We start from the raw sequence: 14605 nt of genomic DNA on the forward strand, positions 1-14605 counted from the left end.
TCGCGCACGGGCCGCTGCGCCCGCGCCTCTCTCTCATGCTGAATGGGCCGCCCTTAGGACCAGGGAGGCTTGACGTACACGCTCACAGCATAGCCATTGGGAATGCCCGACAGTGCTGTTGACCCCGTGTTTTCTCGCTGAATGGCCTGAATGGGGGCGGTAATGCAGGCAACGGGAAGGCCTGCCATCGAGGCCACGGCCTGGGTATACGGGACACTTTCGGCGATGTGTCCCATAGTTGTCTCGCCCTGCAGGTGGGAGTTGCCCACCACGGCCGTGGCCTCAAGATGGCTCTTGGCCTCTATCTCGCGCAGCACCGCCACCGCATCGGCGGAGGTCTGCGTGAGGTTGCGGAAGGCGTTCACCACGTAGAGCATGGCATAGGGCCCCGCCGCGAGGGCCGGCGCGAAGCGCGCGAGCGTCGTGGCGCCCACATCGTCGCCGCCGGCATCCACGATGACGATTGTGCGCCCCGTCTCGTCGCGATAGGCCTCCGCCGCGGCCACGGCGAGCTCGCCGGTGACCGACGGGACGTCGAGGCTCGTGCCCGTGTGGCCGAACACCGGCGCGATGAGCCGAGCCCCGGCCCCTTCCAGAAGATCGCGGTACTCGTTCGAGCGGAAGTACGGATTCACGACGTCCATGTCGGCGAGCGTCGCGCGGTAGCCGGCCGCCGCGGCGTCCAGGGCGAGGTTGAGGGCGAAGTTGGTCTTTCCCACCCCGTAATGTCCCGTCACCACCACAACCGGCTCCAACGGGAACGGGAGCCCAGTAGATGCGCCCGCCGTCATCAGATGAGCCCCTCGGGGGTCTTCTGAGAGGCGTGGTGGGTCTTGTCCTGCTCGCGGATGGCGGCGCGGCGAATCTTGCCGTTGACGGTGCGGGGCAGCTCGTCGACGTACTCGATGATGCGCGGGTACTTGTAGGGGGCCGTCTGGCGCTTCACCCACTTCTGCAGCTCGGCGGTAAGCTCGTCGCTTCCCTGCCAGCCGTCGGCAAGCACCACCGTCGCCTTCACGGCGAAGCCGCGCACCGGATCGGGCACGCCGGTGACGGCCACCTCGCGCACGGCGTCGTGCTCGAGCATGACCGACTCGATCTCGAAGGGGCCGATGCGGTAGCCGCTCGACTTGATGACGTCGTCGTTGCGGCCCACGTACCAGTAGTTGCCCTCCTCGTCGCGCCAGGCGGTGTCGCCGGTGTGGTACCAGCCGTCGTGCATGGCCTCGGCGGTCTTCTCGGGATTACGGTAGTACTCCATCATGATGCCGGCCGGATGCGGATCGATGGCGATGCAGATCTCGCCGGTCTCGCCGGTGTCGCACTCGGTGCCGTCCTCGCGGAGGACCTTCATGACGTACATCGGCACCGGCTTGCCCATGGAGCCCGGGCGCGGCGTGGAGTTCGTGAGGTTGCCCACGGTGAGCGGGGTCTCCGTCTGGCCGAAGCCCTCGTAGATGGTAAGGCCGGTATGCTCGCGCCAGAAGTCGAACAGATCGGGGTTCAGCGCTTCGCCGGCCGTGGTGCAGTACTCCAAGCTGGACAGGTCGAAGGCGTCCACGTCCACCTCGGTCATGAGGCGGTACATCGTCGGTGGGCAGCAGAGAGTCGTCACGCCGTAGCGACCGACGAGGGAGAGAATCTCGGCCGGATCGTAGCGGTCGAAGTCGTAGGTGAGCACTGCGGCCTCCATGAGCCACTGGCCGAAGAACTTGCCCCAGACCGCCTTGCCCCAGCCGGTGTCGGCGATGGTGAAGTGCAGCCCCTCGGGGTTCACGTTGTGCCAGTGCTTGGCCGTGATGAGGTGCGCCAGCGCGTAGCCGGAATCGTGGAGCACCATCTTGGGATTGCCCGAAGTGCCCGAGGAGAAGTACATGAGCATGGGATCGGCGCCCGCCGTCTCGCGGCGGGTGAAGTCGGCCGAGGCGGCGCGCACCTCGCTGTTGAAGTCGCGCCAGCCCTCGCGCGCGACGGGGGCCGCGCAGATGCCAGCAGGGCCCGAGAGCGCCTCGCCGACAAGCTCGCCGGCGGGAGCGACCCAGTTCCCGTTCCCGTCGCGAGGGGTGAGCCCGGCGCCGGCAGGGTTCACGAGGATGAGCGTCTCCACGCTGGGGCACTCCTCTACCACCGCGTCGATGGTGTCGGCGATGTCCCCGGCCGAGGTGGCGATGATGGCCTTGATATCCGCCCCGTTCAGGCGATAGGTGAGGTCGTGTTCCTTCAGCATGAAGGTGGCCGGTACCGCCACCGCCCCCAGTTTCTCCAGGGCCAGCATCGTGAACCAGAACTGGTAGTGGCGGCGCAGGATGACCATGACGAAGTCGCCGCGCCCGATGCCGCAGTCCGCCAGGAAGTTCGCCGTCTTGTCCGACCACGTCTTCATGTCGGCGAAGGTGAAGACATGCTCCTCCCCTTCCGGATTGCACCAGACCATGGCGGTGCGCTCGGGGTCGTTGATCGCGATGTCGTCCACGACGTCGTAGGCGAAGTTGAAGTTGTCGGGCATGGTGATGTCGAACCTCGTGAGCAGACCGTTCTCGTCGTAGGCCTCGTCCACGTAGCGCAAGTTGATGTTTCTCATGATGATATCCTTGGGTGAAGTCTTGAAAGGGCGGGCGATTACCTTGGGTTCGGCGACGCCGGATGCGCGGGCGCGCGGCCGGGCCAAAGAACGCCGGCCACACCCGCGAGTCGGGCCGCCTAGATAATCTTCTCCCCCTCGGGCTTCATCACAATGGCGAGGAACACGCAGGGCTCTCCTCCGGTAGCAATCATGCCGTGGCCGCGACCGGAGTCGTACATGACTACATCCCCCGGATTCAGGATCTCCTCGTGATCCTCGTAGGCGAAGCGCATCTGGCCGGAGATGATGAAGTCGAGCTCCTGGCCCTCGTGGTGGGACAGGTGCACGGGCACGTCCTGCTCCTCTTCCAAATAGGGGGCGGTGACCACAAAGGGCTCGGCCAGCTTGTGGCGGAAATGCGGCGCCTTGTGCAGGTACTCGAAGCCAGCGCGGCGCTTGATGGAAAGGCCCGCGCCCTCGCGCGTGAGCGAGTAGCCCGTCAGGTGCGGGTTCTCGCCGGTGAGCAGCTCGATGACGTCGACGCCGAACTTCTCGGCGCACTTGTACAGGAAGGTGAAGGAGAGGTCCTCCTCGCCGGACTCTTGTGCGGCGTATTCCGCCGTCGACCGGCCCGTGGCCTCGGCCATCTCCTGCAATGTGAGGTCCATGTCCTCTCGCAGAGCGCGAATACGCCCCGCCACCTCTTTGATATTCGGCTCCACGACCTGCGACCTCCTTATCGGTTCTCGAAAATGACTGTAGCACGCTATTTTACTGGCATCTCGGCGGTCAACATTTCCAATCGGTTAAAAAGTCGGCGATGCGCCTATAGTTTTTCCCGCAGCTTCGCCATCGCCAGACGCGAAAACGAAGGCGCCCCGAAGGGCGCCTTAAGATCGCGGTGCGCGCGAGCCTAGGCTTTGCGACGCAAAAGGGCGAGGAAGTGGGCGTCGGGGCCGCCGGGCTCTAAAACGGTGGAGAAGAACGGCAGCTCGATGTCGAGGTCGGGGTTTCGGCAGGGCACCACCTCGAAGGCGGCACCGGCCTCGGTGGCCAGGAAGGCCTCCACGGCATCGGCGTTCTCCTCGTGGGTGACGGTGCAGGTGGCGTAGGCCAGAATGCCGCCGGGAGCCACATGGGATGCCGCCGATTCCAAGAGACGTGCGTCCAGCTCGGCCGATTCGGCAATGGTTTCGGGGCGCAGGCGCCAGCGGATGTCCGCATGACGCCGGAGCGTGCCCAGCCCCGTGCACGGGGAGTCGATGAACACGCGATCGAAAGTGCGCTCGCCCACCAGGGCGTCCAAGTCGGTGGCGTCGCCGATGATGGCCTCGCTCACGTGCGCCCCGTACTGCTCGGCGCGCTCTTGGAGCAGCTTGGTCTTGAAGGCGTGCACGTCAACGGTGACGTACTCGGGGATCTGCTTGCCGTATCGCCGGTAGGCGATGCTCTGGTCGAGGATGGTCTTCGTGGCGCGGCCGGCGCCGATCTCCAAGAACGACTCCGGTGCCGTATCTCCCACCACCAGATCCGCCACTGCCTGGGAGGTGGCGTCGGACACGAGAAGCAAGCCCTGGTTTATCATGCGGCGCACACGGCCATCGAGCAGGGGCACGCCCGACGCCACTTTGTAGCAGCCGGGTACGGCACAGCCGCCCAGCGCCATGGCTTCAGGCCCAGCGTGAGCCGCTGCGAGAACCGAGACGACCTCCTCGTCGGTGGCGGCCTTCAGCGCGTTGACGGCGATGTAGACCGGAGCCGGCTCGTTCGAGGCTACCATGAAGTCGCGGGCGCCCTCGGGCCCGAGCTCTGCGATGAGCCGCTTGGCGAGCCACACCGGGAAACCGTGCAGCCGCGCATAGGCGGCGATATCAGTGCGCGGGTCGCCGAAGGGGAAGACCTCTTTGGCGCGCACCACGCGGCGCAGCACCGCATTGGCGAGACCGCCGGCGCGCGGCGCCACCGACTTCACCAGCTCGACGCCCTGATCGACGGCGGCATGGGGGCTCTTCTGCAAAAAGACGATCTCGTAGGCCGACAGGCACAGCGCGTCGCGCACTGCCGGGGCCGCATCGTCGGGCGAGTCCATGCAGCCCGTGATGATGTCCTCCAGGGTGCCGCGCGTGCTGACCACGCCCAGCACGAGCCGGGTGGCGAAGGCCCGATCCTCCCGCGACAGGGGCGAGATATCGATGGTCTTGGCGATGATGTCCTGGGCGAACGCGTCGCGCTCCCTCAGCTGGTGGATGGCCGCCAGGGCAAGCTCGCGGGCCGTCGTGGCCTTGTGGGCCTTCTGCCGGCGCACCTGGTCGCGGCGCGGCGCGCCTCCGCGGCCGCCGTCGCGAGGCCCATCGAAGCGCGGGCCGCGATCCTGCGGGACGTCTTGGTCGGGGGCCGCCATGAGCTTGCCGTCGATGAACACCTCGCGCGGGTGGCCCGCCTCGCGGGAATCGCGCCGAGGGCCGCGGTCTGTGCGCGGGCCGAAATCCTTGCGGGGGGCGCTCCCACCAGTTGGCTTGCCATCGCGGGCACGGAAGTCCTTCCGGTCGGCGTCGGATCGCTGCTCGTCACGCGGGCCCCGGTCGTCCTTGCGGAATCCGCCGGGCTTGCCGTCCTTGCGGTAGCCGCCGGGCTTCCCGTCGCGGGGGCCGCGATCATCCTTGCGGAAGCTACCCGGCTTCCCGTCTTTGCGGAACCCGCCGGGCTTGCCCCCTTTGCGGAAGTCGCTCGGCTTCCCGTCACGAGGCCCCCGGTCATCCTTGCGGTAGCCACCCGGCTTGCTGTCTTTGCGGAACCCACCGGGCTTGCCTCCCTTGCGGAAGTCGCCGGACTTGCCGCCGGGGCGCGGCCCGCGGTTCTGCCGCGCGCCGCCCTGGGCGTTGCGATCGCCCTGGCTCGCTCGGTCGTAGGATCGTCTCTGGTTGTGGGATCGATGATCGTTATGCACGGGACCATGTTCCTTCCTCGCCCCACAGCGCGGGGACGCCGGCGGCAAACGAGCGCGCGTCCATGGCGCGCTTGCCGTCCGGTTTTACTTCGGTTACTTCCAAGACCCCCTCGGCGCAGCCGAGAAGCAGTCGGTTCGCGATAAGGGCCGCCGCGCCGGAGCCCAGGCGGTCGGCAGGAGCATCGTCGGCCACGCGGGCCGCCAGCACCGTCAGCGGCCGGCCGGCGACGACGGCCCGGGCGGGATGGGCGGCGCCCGAGGCACGCACGCGGCGATCGTTCGCAACGGCGCTCTCGGCAGGATCGAGGTTCAGCTCGCCTTTGGCGATCTTCTCGGCGTAGGTGACCAGCGCCTCGTCCTGGGCCACCCAGCGCAGGTTGCCGCCCTCGGCCTGGGCCAGCGCCGTGAGCAGCGCGCTGGCGCCCAGGGCTGCCAGCTCCTCGGTGAGCTCGGCGGCTGTGCGCGAACCTGCGGGCAGCGAGCGGCACACGCAGTAGTCGCCGGTGTCGAGCCCCTCCTCCATGGCCATGATGCACACGCCGATCTCCTCGTCGCCGGCGAGGATGGCCCGCTCGATGGGGGCCGCCCCGCGCCAGCGCGGAAGCAGGGACCCGTGCACGTTCAGGCAGCCGAAGGGCGGCAGGTCGAGCACCTCCTTGGGGAGAATCGCCCCGTAGGCCGCCACGCAGATGACATCGGGCGCGAACGCGGCGAGCTCCGAGAGCACCGCGGCGTCGCGCAGCGTGCGCGGCGTTCGCACGGGAAAACCGCGACGTTCGGCCACCTCCTTCACCGGAGAGGGCACAAGCGCCTTTCCCCGGCCGCGCACGGCGTCGGGACGCGTGTAGACGGCCGCGATCTCGTGGAACTCCGCCAACTCGTCCAAGATTTCCGCTGCGAAGCGGGGCGTTCCCATGAAGACGACGCGCACGCTACTTCACCTCGATATCGGTGTCGCCCGGGCGGGCGCCGGCGGCCTTGGCCTCCTCGTAGGCGCGCAGGGCCTCGATACGAGTCACCGGATCGCAGCTCTCGAAGAGCGTCTTGCCGTTCAAGTGGTCGATCTCGTGCTGCAGGCAGCGGCCGAGCAGGCCGTCGCCCTCGATCTCCCACAACTCGCCGTCCAAATCGTAGTACTGGACGCGGGCCCACGGCTGGCGCTTCACCGGCACGGTGACGCCGGGGCACGAAAGGCAGCCCTCGCCGCCCTCCTCCGGCTCGCCGGCCAATTCCACGATCTCGGGGTTCACGAGCACGATGGGGTTCTTCTCCCCCTTCTCGCCGTCCCAATCGACGTCGATGACGACCAGGCGCTTGGTGACGCCCACCTGGGGGGCGGCGATGCCGCAACCGTAGTTCTTGTACATGGCGTGGACCATCTGCTTGGAGAGACGCTTAAGCGACTTGTCGCCGGGCTCGCACGGCTCGCAGACCGTGGCGAGAATGGGATCGGGGGAAATAACAATGGGAAGCACGGTATTCCTTACTCTGTATAGTGAAGTGTCAATGCGCTGCGGCAACCCCGGGCAGCTCTGAAATGGCCCGGGATCGTATCAGTTGCTTGGGACATTGTGAAGCGCGAGGCCCCTCCTGTCCAGATGACCCGCGAAATCTACGGACGGACGGCGGCGGGTGCCCTAGCTGGCGGGCAGCGCTCGGTGGGCGACGCGACGGGCGGCGACGTCCATCTGCAAGGTAGTGACGGCGGCGTGCAGAAGCTCGGCCTCCTCGCCGTCGGCCCCGGCGTTCATCTGGGCCGTGAGCGCACCGATGGCCTCCTCGGCATCGCCCAGGGCAAGCTCCTCGGCCAGGTAGGCGCCGATGGCCTCCGGGGTGCTCGACGGGTAGGACGACCCGGCGGTGAGCACGCGCGCCGCATGGGGCGTGGCGAGCGTCGCCTTCGTGACGATGTCGGCAGGTGCGGCGCCCGGGTTCTCGGAAAGGGTCGCGAGCACGCTCTCGGCCAGAAGGCGGTGCACCTCCTCGTGCCACTGCACCTGGGCCAGCGCATCGGCATGGGCGAGCCCCACAAGGGGATGCTGGCAAGCGAGCGCCAGAAACTCCCGCTCGAAGCGCAGGCGGTTGCGCTCGGCCTGGGAAAGCGCGCGGCGCACAGGTCGGGGCGCGGGGGCCTCGGGCCCGGTCTCCTCCTCGGCGGCGCCACGGGGCGTCTCCAGGGCTGCCAGCCGCTCCAGCACGTCGGCCTCCTCGATGCCGAGGCGCCCGTGGGCCCGCAGGCGCGACCAGGTGCGCACGGCGTAGTCCTTCGCCACCAGCGTGTCCTTGATGGGGGCGAGCACCGCCAGGCACGCGTCCAGCGCGCGATCGCGGCCGGGGGCGGTGTCCAAGTCGAAGCTGTCGAGGCGCCGTTCGAGGCCGAACTCGATGAGCGGGAGCGCCCCTTCCACCACCGCCTCCAAAGCCTGCGCGCCCTCCGCCTGCACGAACTCGGCCGGATCCTGGTTGTTCGGCAGGGTGACGGCCAGAAGCTCCACGGAGTTGCGGTTCTTGTCGGAGATGCTCTCGCCGATGAAGGCCAGGGCGCGGTCGGCCGCCTTCTGACCCGCCGCGTCGCCGTCGAACAGGTAGACGATCTTCTTGGGCGCGTGCTTGGCGAGCACCCGGATGTGTCGCATGGTGAGCGCCGTGCCCAGGGTGGCCACCACGTTGGTGACGCCCGCCTCGTGCAGCGCAATGACGTCGGTGTAGCCTTCCACTACGATGGCGCAGCCGGTAGAGGCCATGCGCGCCTTCGCCTGGTCAAGCCCGTAGAGCACCTGGGACTTGTGGAACAGCGGCGTTTCCTGGGAGTTCAGGTACTTCGGCTCGCCGGCGCCGATGACGCGGCCGCCGAAGGCCACGCAATCGCCCTGGGCGTCGAAGATGGGGAACATCACGCGCTCGTAGAAGCGGTCGCGCACCGGGCCCCCGCGCCCGTCGAGGGCCACGTTGGCGCGGATCATCTCGTCGGGTTTGAAGCCCAAGGCCGAAAGATGCCGGACGAGCGCCCCGCGCCCGGGGGCGTAGCCGAGCATCCACTTCTTCGGCACCTCGCCGCCGAAGCCGCGGGAGGCCAGGTACTTCCGCGCGGCGTCCGGCCCCTCGCCGCGCCCGCGCATGAGCTGGGTGTGGTAGAACTCGGCCGTGCGCGCGCAGATCTCCTTCATACGGCTCTTCACCGAGCGCGACACGCCCCCGCCCCGCGTATCCTCCGCGATGTCGATGTGGGCGCGGTCGGCCAGATAGCGCACGGCTTCGGGGAAGTTGAAATCCTCGGTCTTCATGATGAACGAGAAGACATCGCCCCCCTCCCCGCAGCCGAAGCAGTGCCACAGCTGGGTCGCCGGGTCGATCTTGAACGAGGGGGTCTTCTCCTGATGCAGCGGGCAGCAGCACCAGAAGTCGCGGCCCTTCTGCTTGACGGGGGTGCGCTCGCCGATGACCGCCACGAGATCGCTCGCGTCGCGAACTTTCTGGATATCCTCGTCGCTGATGCCGGCCACGCGTCCCTCCGCTTTCTTCTCGTCGCTCTTCGTCGTTTTCTGGAAAGTATAGCACCGCCACGTGCAAACAGATGTTCCGCAGCTACAATAGCGGCAAAACTAACGACCAGCGAAAGCGAGCGAGCCATGGCAGAGAACAACGTCCCCTACCTTACCCTGAGCCCCGACGTGGAAGAGGCCATTCGGGCCGACCGCGCCGCCGGCCGCGTGAGTCCCTACCGCACCGATGACGCGGACGTGGTGCGCCGCGAGGACTTCGCCCACGACCGGGCCACGCTCACACGCCCGGCCTTTGTGCGCGACACAGAGAAGGTGCTGAACCTGCCCGCCTATAACCGTTACGCCGACAAGACCCAGGTGTTCTCCTTCGCCGAGAACGACGAGATCTCGCGGCGCGGGCTGCACGTGCAGCTCGTAAGCCGCGTGGCTCGGGGCATCGGTAGCCTGCTCGGGCTGAACTGCGACCTCATCGAGGCCATCGCGCTCGGCCACGACACGGGGCACACCCCCTTCGGCCACGCAGGAGAGCGGTTCCTATCGGCCTGCTACCGCGCGCGCACCGGTCGTACCTTCAACCATAATGTGCACTCGGTGCGGGTGCTCGACAACCTGTACCGTCGCAACATCTCGCTACAGACGCTCGATGGGGTGCTCTGCCACAACGGCGAGTTCGCCCAGCAGGTGCTGCGCCTGGGAGAGACGACCACGTTCGAGCAGCTGGACAACTTGGTGGAGGCCTGCACGGCCGACGAGTCCACCATCAAGACCCTGCGCCCCTCCACGCTGGAGGGCTGCGTCGTGCGCGTGGCCGACATGATCGCCTACATCGGCAAGGACCGCCAGGACGCGCTCGCCATGGGGGTCATCGATTCGCTTTCCCCCTTCGATTCCGAGGCGATCGGCGTGACCAACGCGAAGATCATCAACAACCTCACCGTCGATATCGTGAACAACTCCTACGGCAAGCCGGAGATTGCCATGAGCGAGGAGGTCTTCCGCGATCTTAAGCTGGCGAAGCGGCAGAACTACGAGGTCATCTACTTGAAAGAGGGCATGGTGGACGACGCCGAGAACCTCGTGGAGGAGATGTTCGAGGAGATGTACGCGCGGCTTCTGGCCGACCTTCTGGAAGAGCGGCGGGAAAGCCCCATCTTCCAGCACCACGTGCGGCGCCTCGCCGCGGCATCGCGGTCCATCGTGCCCGGGGAGTACCTGGCCGGCGAGCCGAACCAGATCGTGGTGGACTACATGGCCTCCATGACCGACAGCTACTTCATGGCCATCTACCGCCACCTGTTCCCGACAAGCCGCCGCAAGATCCAAACCCGCGGCTATTGCGCGGATCTCATCTAACCCTTACTAATCAGATTCGCTAGCTTGCAAACCCGAACGCACGTCGCACTCTTTGTTTTCTGCACGATTTGGAAAATATGCTATTTTGGAGCTTCCACAAGATTCCCACGATAACGGACTCCAGAAAAGCACATTTTCCAAATTGCTCTTTCCAAAATTACACATTTTCCAAATCACGGCGATGCAATTATGCGAGTGCAAATTTTTTGCAATCGCTCTACCAGGCTTTTCTCGAAGTCTGTAATTCTACCCTCCGCATATTAAACATTCAGATTTGGAAAATGTGCTTTTTTGCTCTTCAGTTTGTCCGGATCTTAGAATACCGTCCATTTAAACACATTTTCCAAATCCTCGCGCTTTATACATGCCTTGATGCGAAATGAGACTCGATCCATAAAGACTACTTTTGCATCTTTCCAAACACAGAGTCTCCCGAGAAGGTCATCTTCACAGATCCCCCCAAAAACCAGTGTCTTGCTGATGGCAGGCGGGGTTGTCGGCGGCGGTGGTGGCGAGCTCGTCGCAGCGCTCGTTCTCGGCGTGGCCCGCGTGGCCCTTCACCCAGACGAACTTCACGGTGTGGGGCTCTTTGGCCGCAAGCAGCCGCTTCCACAGATCGACGTTCTTCACGGGCTGCTTCTGGGAGTTCTTCCATCCTCGCTTCAGCCAGCCGGCCACCCAGTTCTGGTTGAAGGCGTTCACGAGGTACTGCGAATCGGAGTACACCGTCACCGTGCAGGGGCGCTTCAAGGCCTCCAGGCCCACGATGCAGCCGAGCAGCTCCATGCGGTTGTTGGTGGTGCAGGAAAAACCGGCGGAGAACTCCTTCTCGTGCACCGCGCCCGAGGGCGCCGTGTAGCGCAGAATGGTGCCGTAGCCGCCCGGCCCGGGGTTGCCCCGGGACGAGCCGTCGGAGTACAGGGTCACTTCCATGGGAGCTCCTTGGTGGTTGGAAGATGCCGCCACGTGTCCCGCGGCGGCGAAGTCGTTGAAAGAGAAGCCGGATTGCGCGGTCATGGGCTACAGCTCCGCTTCCGTGCGCTCACCCAGGTCGATGAGCTCCTGGCGGGTGTGCACGTCACACTTGACGTATATGCGGCGCAGGTGCGTATCAACGGTGTTCTTCGAGATGAAGAACTCGCCGGCGATGCGCTCGGCGGTGCGGCCGCGCAGGGCGAGCGGCAAGATCTCCGCTTCGCGCTTCGAGAGCTTCGCCGTGCGCGCGATGAGATCGCAGGCCTCCTCGAAACGGTCGCTCTGGGCGATGACCACCGAGAGCGCTGCCATGTCGCGGTCAGTGAACAGGAACAGATACGCGTACAGCACCGCCACGCCGGCCAGGGCCACGAGCGCCGCCGACACGTCGAAGGCGCCGGGAAGCGCCCCGAGCACGCCGCCGACGAGCACGCCGGTGATCTCGCCCGCGAACAGCGCCGCGAAGCCCCGGGCGAAGGAGCGCGCCGCGTCCCCGCCGCCAATGCGGCCCATGATGAGGAACAGCGAGACGAGCACCGAGAAGACCCCCAGATAGCCGGCGAGCACCACGGCCACGCCGGAGACGTTCACGCTCTCCAGCAGCGGCACCGCCACGAAACCGCCCACCATGAGCAGGATGGCGAGCCGGTACGCGCCGCCGAGCGGCCCCACCTCCTGATCGGGCCCCGTGGGCAGCACGGCGCGCACGCCCACCGAGAGCGGACGACCCCCGTAGAGCTGCAGCGCAGCGGCGCAATACAGCACGAAGAGCACGAAGGTGACGGAAAGCGATGACGCGGCTCCCCCCTCGGCGCTGGTGGCAAGGGCCTCCACGGCACCGGTGGCCAGGCCGTAGACCACCGTGCCGGCGATAATGCGACCGGAGAGCTTGGCGGCCTCCTCGGTTGGATCGTCGGTAGTCGCGGTCTCGGCGTCGCGGTCAGCAGGCTCGCCGAGCGCACGCAGAGCCCAGGCGCTTCCCACGGGCAGCACGTACAACAGGATGTAGGCGCCCTCCACGGGAATGGCGACGACGAAGAAGCACACCGCGGCGCCCAGGGCGCTTCCGATGAACACCTCGGGCACGGACTGGTCGATGGAAGCCTTCCCCAGCACCCGGCCCCACCGGCACAGAAGCAGCGCGAGAGGGATACCGGCGGCGAGCCCCTCCACGGCGGCGAGCGCGAGCCACGGAATGCCAGGCGCAAGGCTGTGCAGCGCGACGATGAGGTACAGCGCTCCCACCAACGGCAGCGCGTAGCAGCGAACGAGACCCTCGGCCACGACCATGAGATGCCGACGCCGGCGCTCGCGGGTCATGAGCGCGAAGGTGGCGGCCATGACGAGGAGCACGCAGAGCAGGTCGGCCCGATCGATGAGGAACCCGTGCTGGCTGCTCTCGTTATAGGAGCCCAGATACAGCATGGCGAAGAGAAAGGCCTGGTTGCAACCGAAACCGAGGATGGCGTAGCGCGCTTGGCGCAAACGCGAAAGCGTCATCGTCGCCATGAACCTCCCTTTCTCTCTCGCATTGACAACGGTGTATTCTATCGCAATGAAACGAATCGGCTCTCACCGACGGGAACATCCGACGAAATGAACCGCATCTGGTAAAACGAAGAGAAGCGGCGCTGGCCGTATCTGGCAGCTGCCGCTTCTCTTGGGAGGGAGGGTTGAAACGAACCCCGCACCCGAGGGCGCAGGGACGGTTCACGGATGTTACTCGGCCTTCTTGCGAACGACCTTCTTGACCACCTTGGTCTCTGGCTCGCCGGCAGTGGCGTAGGCGACCTCGGGCTCGTCCTCGACGATCTCGATGATCTCCTCGACCTCTTCGTCGTCCTTCTTATCGAAGGCCATGCCCTCGCGCAGGCTCTTCACGGTCTTGCCGAGGGAGGCGCCGAGTTTGGGGAGGTTCTTCGGCCCGAAGATGAGCAGCACGACGACGAGGATGATAACGAGCTCAGGCACGCCCAGTCCGAGAATCTTCATAGTGGGTAATCTCCTTCTTTGCTTCGAAGCCGGCCGGGACACTCCTTGCGCCGCGCTTCACCGTTTTTTGCGTTTCGACGCCGCCCACTATGCCCCCTTCCAAGCCTCCTGCCTATCACGCAGACCCGTGATTTTGTCACGTGGCGAAGAAATTTCCCTGTCACACCTTTACGTGACAAAGCTCGTTTTCGCTGGTCAGAAGCTTACGCAAAAAAGGGCTGACCGAGGTCAGCCCCTACAGAACAACTATGGGAGATTTTTCCTACTCGTGGATCCAGCTGAACATGCCGCGGATGCGCTCGCCGGTCTTTTCGATCTCGTGGGTGTTGATGGCCTCGCGCTGCTCGAGGAGCCACGCGTGCCCGTTCTTGCAATCGGCGACGAATTCCTCGGCGAAAGCGCCGTCCTGGATGCGGGCCAGAATCTCTCGCATGGCCTCGCGGCTCTGCTCGTTGATGACCTTCGGGCCCGCGTAGTACTCGCCGTACTCGGCGGTGTTGGAGATGGAGTAGTTCATGAAGTGGATGCCGCTCTCGTACATGAGGTCGACGATCATCTTCATCTCGTGGTAGCACTCGAAGTAGGCGAGCTCCGGCGGGTAGCCCGCGTCCACCAAGGTCTCGAAGCCGGCCTTCACCAGCTCCACCAAACCGCCGCAGAGCACGGCCTGCTCGCCAAAGAGGTCCTCCTCGGTCTCCTGGGCGAAGGTGGCCTTGATGACGCCGGCACGCGCACCGCCCACGCCCCAGGCGTAGGATAGCGCGATGTCCCAGGCGTCCCCGGTGGCGTCCTGGGCCACGCAGATGAGGTCCGGCACGCCGGAGCCCTCGGTGTACTGGCGGCGCACGATGTGGCCGGGGCCCTTCGGCGCGCACATAATGACGTTCACGTCCTCAGGCGGGGTGATGTAGCCGTAGTGGACGTTGAAGCCGTGGGCGAAAGCGAGGGTGTCGCCGGCCTTCAAGTGCGGCGCGATGTAGGTCTCGTATACCTCGGGCTGCAGCTCGTCGGGCACGAGCACCATGATGAGGTCGGCCTCTTCGGCGGCCGTGGCCATGTCGGTCACGCGCAGGCCGGCCTCCTCGGCGGCCTCGATGGAGTGCGAGCCCTCGCGCAGGCCCACGCGCACGTCGCAGCCGGAGTCCTTGAGGTTCAGCGCGTGGGCATGACCCTGGGATCCGTAGCCGATGATGGCGATCTTCTTGTCCTTGATGATGTCGGGGTTGCAGTCCTGTTCGTAGTAGATGGTGACGGCCATGAGTTTTGGTTCCT

General features: G+C 65.9%; 12 protein-coding genes. 1 reads left to right on the plus strand and 11 read right to left on the minus strand.

Features of this window, described 5'->3' with window-relative positions; genetic code table 11:
* Nucleotides 1-53: 53 nt before the first annotated feature.
* From GO707_RS01240 to dnaG, 7 genes are all read right to left on the minus strand, one after another.
* Nucleotides 54-791, minus strand: coding sequence for a nucleotide-binding protein (locus GO707_RS01240; protein WP_157011667.1), 738 nt, complete (start codon nt 789-791; stop codon nt 54-56).
* Nucleotides 791-2581 carry an AMP-binding protein gene (locus GO707_RS01245; RefSeq protein WP_157011669.1) on the minus strand — a complete coding sequence of 597 codons (1791 nt, stop codon included), beginning with the start codon at nt 2579-2581 and terminating at the stop codon, nt 791-793. Before GO707_RS01245 ends, GO707_RS01240 begins: the two co-directional genes overlap by 1 nt.
* A 119-nt stretch (nt 2582-2700) precedes the next feature.
* Nucleotides 2701-3285, minus strand: coding sequence for a helix-turn-helix domain-containing protein (locus tag GO707_RS12660; RefSeq protein ID WP_227069540.1), 585 nt, complete (start codon nt 3283-3285; stop codon nt 2701-2703).
* 191 nt (nt 3286-3476) lie between these two features.
* Complete coding sequence (locus GO707_RS01255) at nt 3477-5510, minus strand: transcription antitermination factor NusB (protein ID WP_157011670.1); 2034 nt, start codon at nt 5508-5510, stop codon at nt 3477-3479.
* Nucleotides 5503-6441, minus strand: coding sequence for a methionyl-tRNA formyltransferase (gene fmt / locus GO707_RS01260; protein ID WP_330037949.1), 939 nt, complete (start codon nt 6439-6441; stop codon nt 5503-5505). Before fmt ends, GO707_RS01255 begins: the two co-directional genes overlap by 8 nt.
* Before the next feature lies 1 nt (nt 6442).
* A complete protein-coding gene (gene def, locus GO707_RS01265; protein ID WP_302797150.1) occupies nt 6443-6985 on the minus strand; it encodes a peptide deformylase in 543 nt (180 codons plus the stop codon).
* A gap of 162 nt (nt 6986-7147) precedes the next feature.
* On the minus strand, nt 7148-9013 hold the full coding sequence (gene dnaG / locus GO707_RS01270; RefSeq protein ID WP_223901124.1) for a DNA primase: 1866 nt from the start codon (nt 9011-9013) through the stop codon (nt 7148-7150).
* Nucleotides 9014-9139: 126 nt separating this feature from the next.
* Here dnaG and GO707_RS01275 point away from each other — a divergent pair, with 126 nt between their 5' ends.
* Nucleotides 9140-10366 (plus strand): deoxyguanosinetriphosphate triphosphohydrolase family protein, encoded by a 1227-nt coding sequence (locus GO707_RS01275; RefSeq protein WP_157011674.1) that lies wholly within the window; start codon nt 9140-9142, stop codon nt 10364-10366.
* A 447-nt stretch (nt 10367-10813) separates the two neighbouring features.
* Here GO707_RS01275 and rnhA read toward each other — a convergent pair whose 3' ends face one another.
* The 4 genes from rnhA to ilvC form a co-directional block, all read right to left on the minus strand.
* Nucleotides 10814-11299, minus strand: a complete 486-nt coding sequence (gene rnhA, locus GO707_RS01280; protein ID WP_157011777.1) for a ribonuclease HI — start codon at nt 11297-11299, stop codon at nt 10814-10816.
* Nucleotides 11300-11386: 87 nt separating this feature from the next.
* A complete protein-coding gene (locus tag GO707_RS01285; RefSeq protein ID WP_157011676.1) occupies nt 11387-12850 on the minus strand; it encodes a helix-turn-helix transcriptional regulator in 1464 nt (487 codons plus the stop codon).
* Nucleotides 12851-13060: 210 nt separating this feature from the next.
* Nucleotides 13061-13333: a twin-arginine translocase TatA/TatE family subunit gene (tatA, locus tag GO707_RS01290; protein ID WP_117285214.1), complete on the minus strand. Its 273-nt coding sequence runs from the start codon at nt 13331-13333 to the stop codon at nt 13061-13063.
* A gap of 262 nt (nt 13334-13595) precedes the next feature.
* Nucleotides 13596-14591 (minus strand): ketol-acid reductoisomerase, encoded by a 996-nt coding sequence (gene ilvC, locus GO707_RS01295; RefSeq protein WP_157011678.1) that lies wholly within the window; start codon nt 14589-14591, stop codon nt 13596-13598.
* Between the last annotated feature and the right edge of the window lie 14 nt (nt 14592-14605).

It is taken from the genome of Adlercreutzia rubneri, assembly GCF_009755265.1.
Lineage (GTDB): Bacteria > Actinomycetota > Coriobacteriia > Coriobacteriales > Eggerthellaceae > Adlercreutzia > Adlercreutzia rubneri.

Bases quoted from the DNA above. Each gene is read 5' to 3' on its own strand.
- GO707_RS01240 (WP_157011667.1), bottom strand. From the start codon at position 791: ATGACGGCGGGCGCATCTACTGGGCTCCCGTTCCCGTTGGAGCCGGTT.
- GO707_RS01245 (WP_157011669.1), bottom strand. From the start codon at position 2,581: ATGAGAAACATCAACTTGCGCTACGTGGACGAGGCCTACGACGAGAAC.
- GO707_RS01275 (WP_157011674.1), top strand. From the start codon at position 9,140: ATGGCAGAGAACAACGTCCCCTACCTTACCCTGAGCCCCGACGTGGAA.
- rnhA (WP_157011777.1), bottom strand. From the start codon at position 11,299: ATGGAAGTGACCCTGTACTCCGACGGCTCGTCCCGGGGCAACCCCGGG.
- GO707_RS01285 (WP_157011676.1), bottom strand. From the start codon at position 12,850: ATGGCGACGATGACGCTTTCGCGTTTGCGCCAAGCGCGCTACGCCATC.
- tatA (WP_117285214.1), bottom strand. From the start codon at position 13,333: ATGAAGATTCTCGGACTGGGCGTGCCTGAGCTCGTTATCATCCTCGTC.
- ilvC (WP_157011678.1), bottom strand. From the start codon at position 14,591: ATGGCCGTCACCATCTACTACGAACAGGACTGCAACCCCGACATCATC.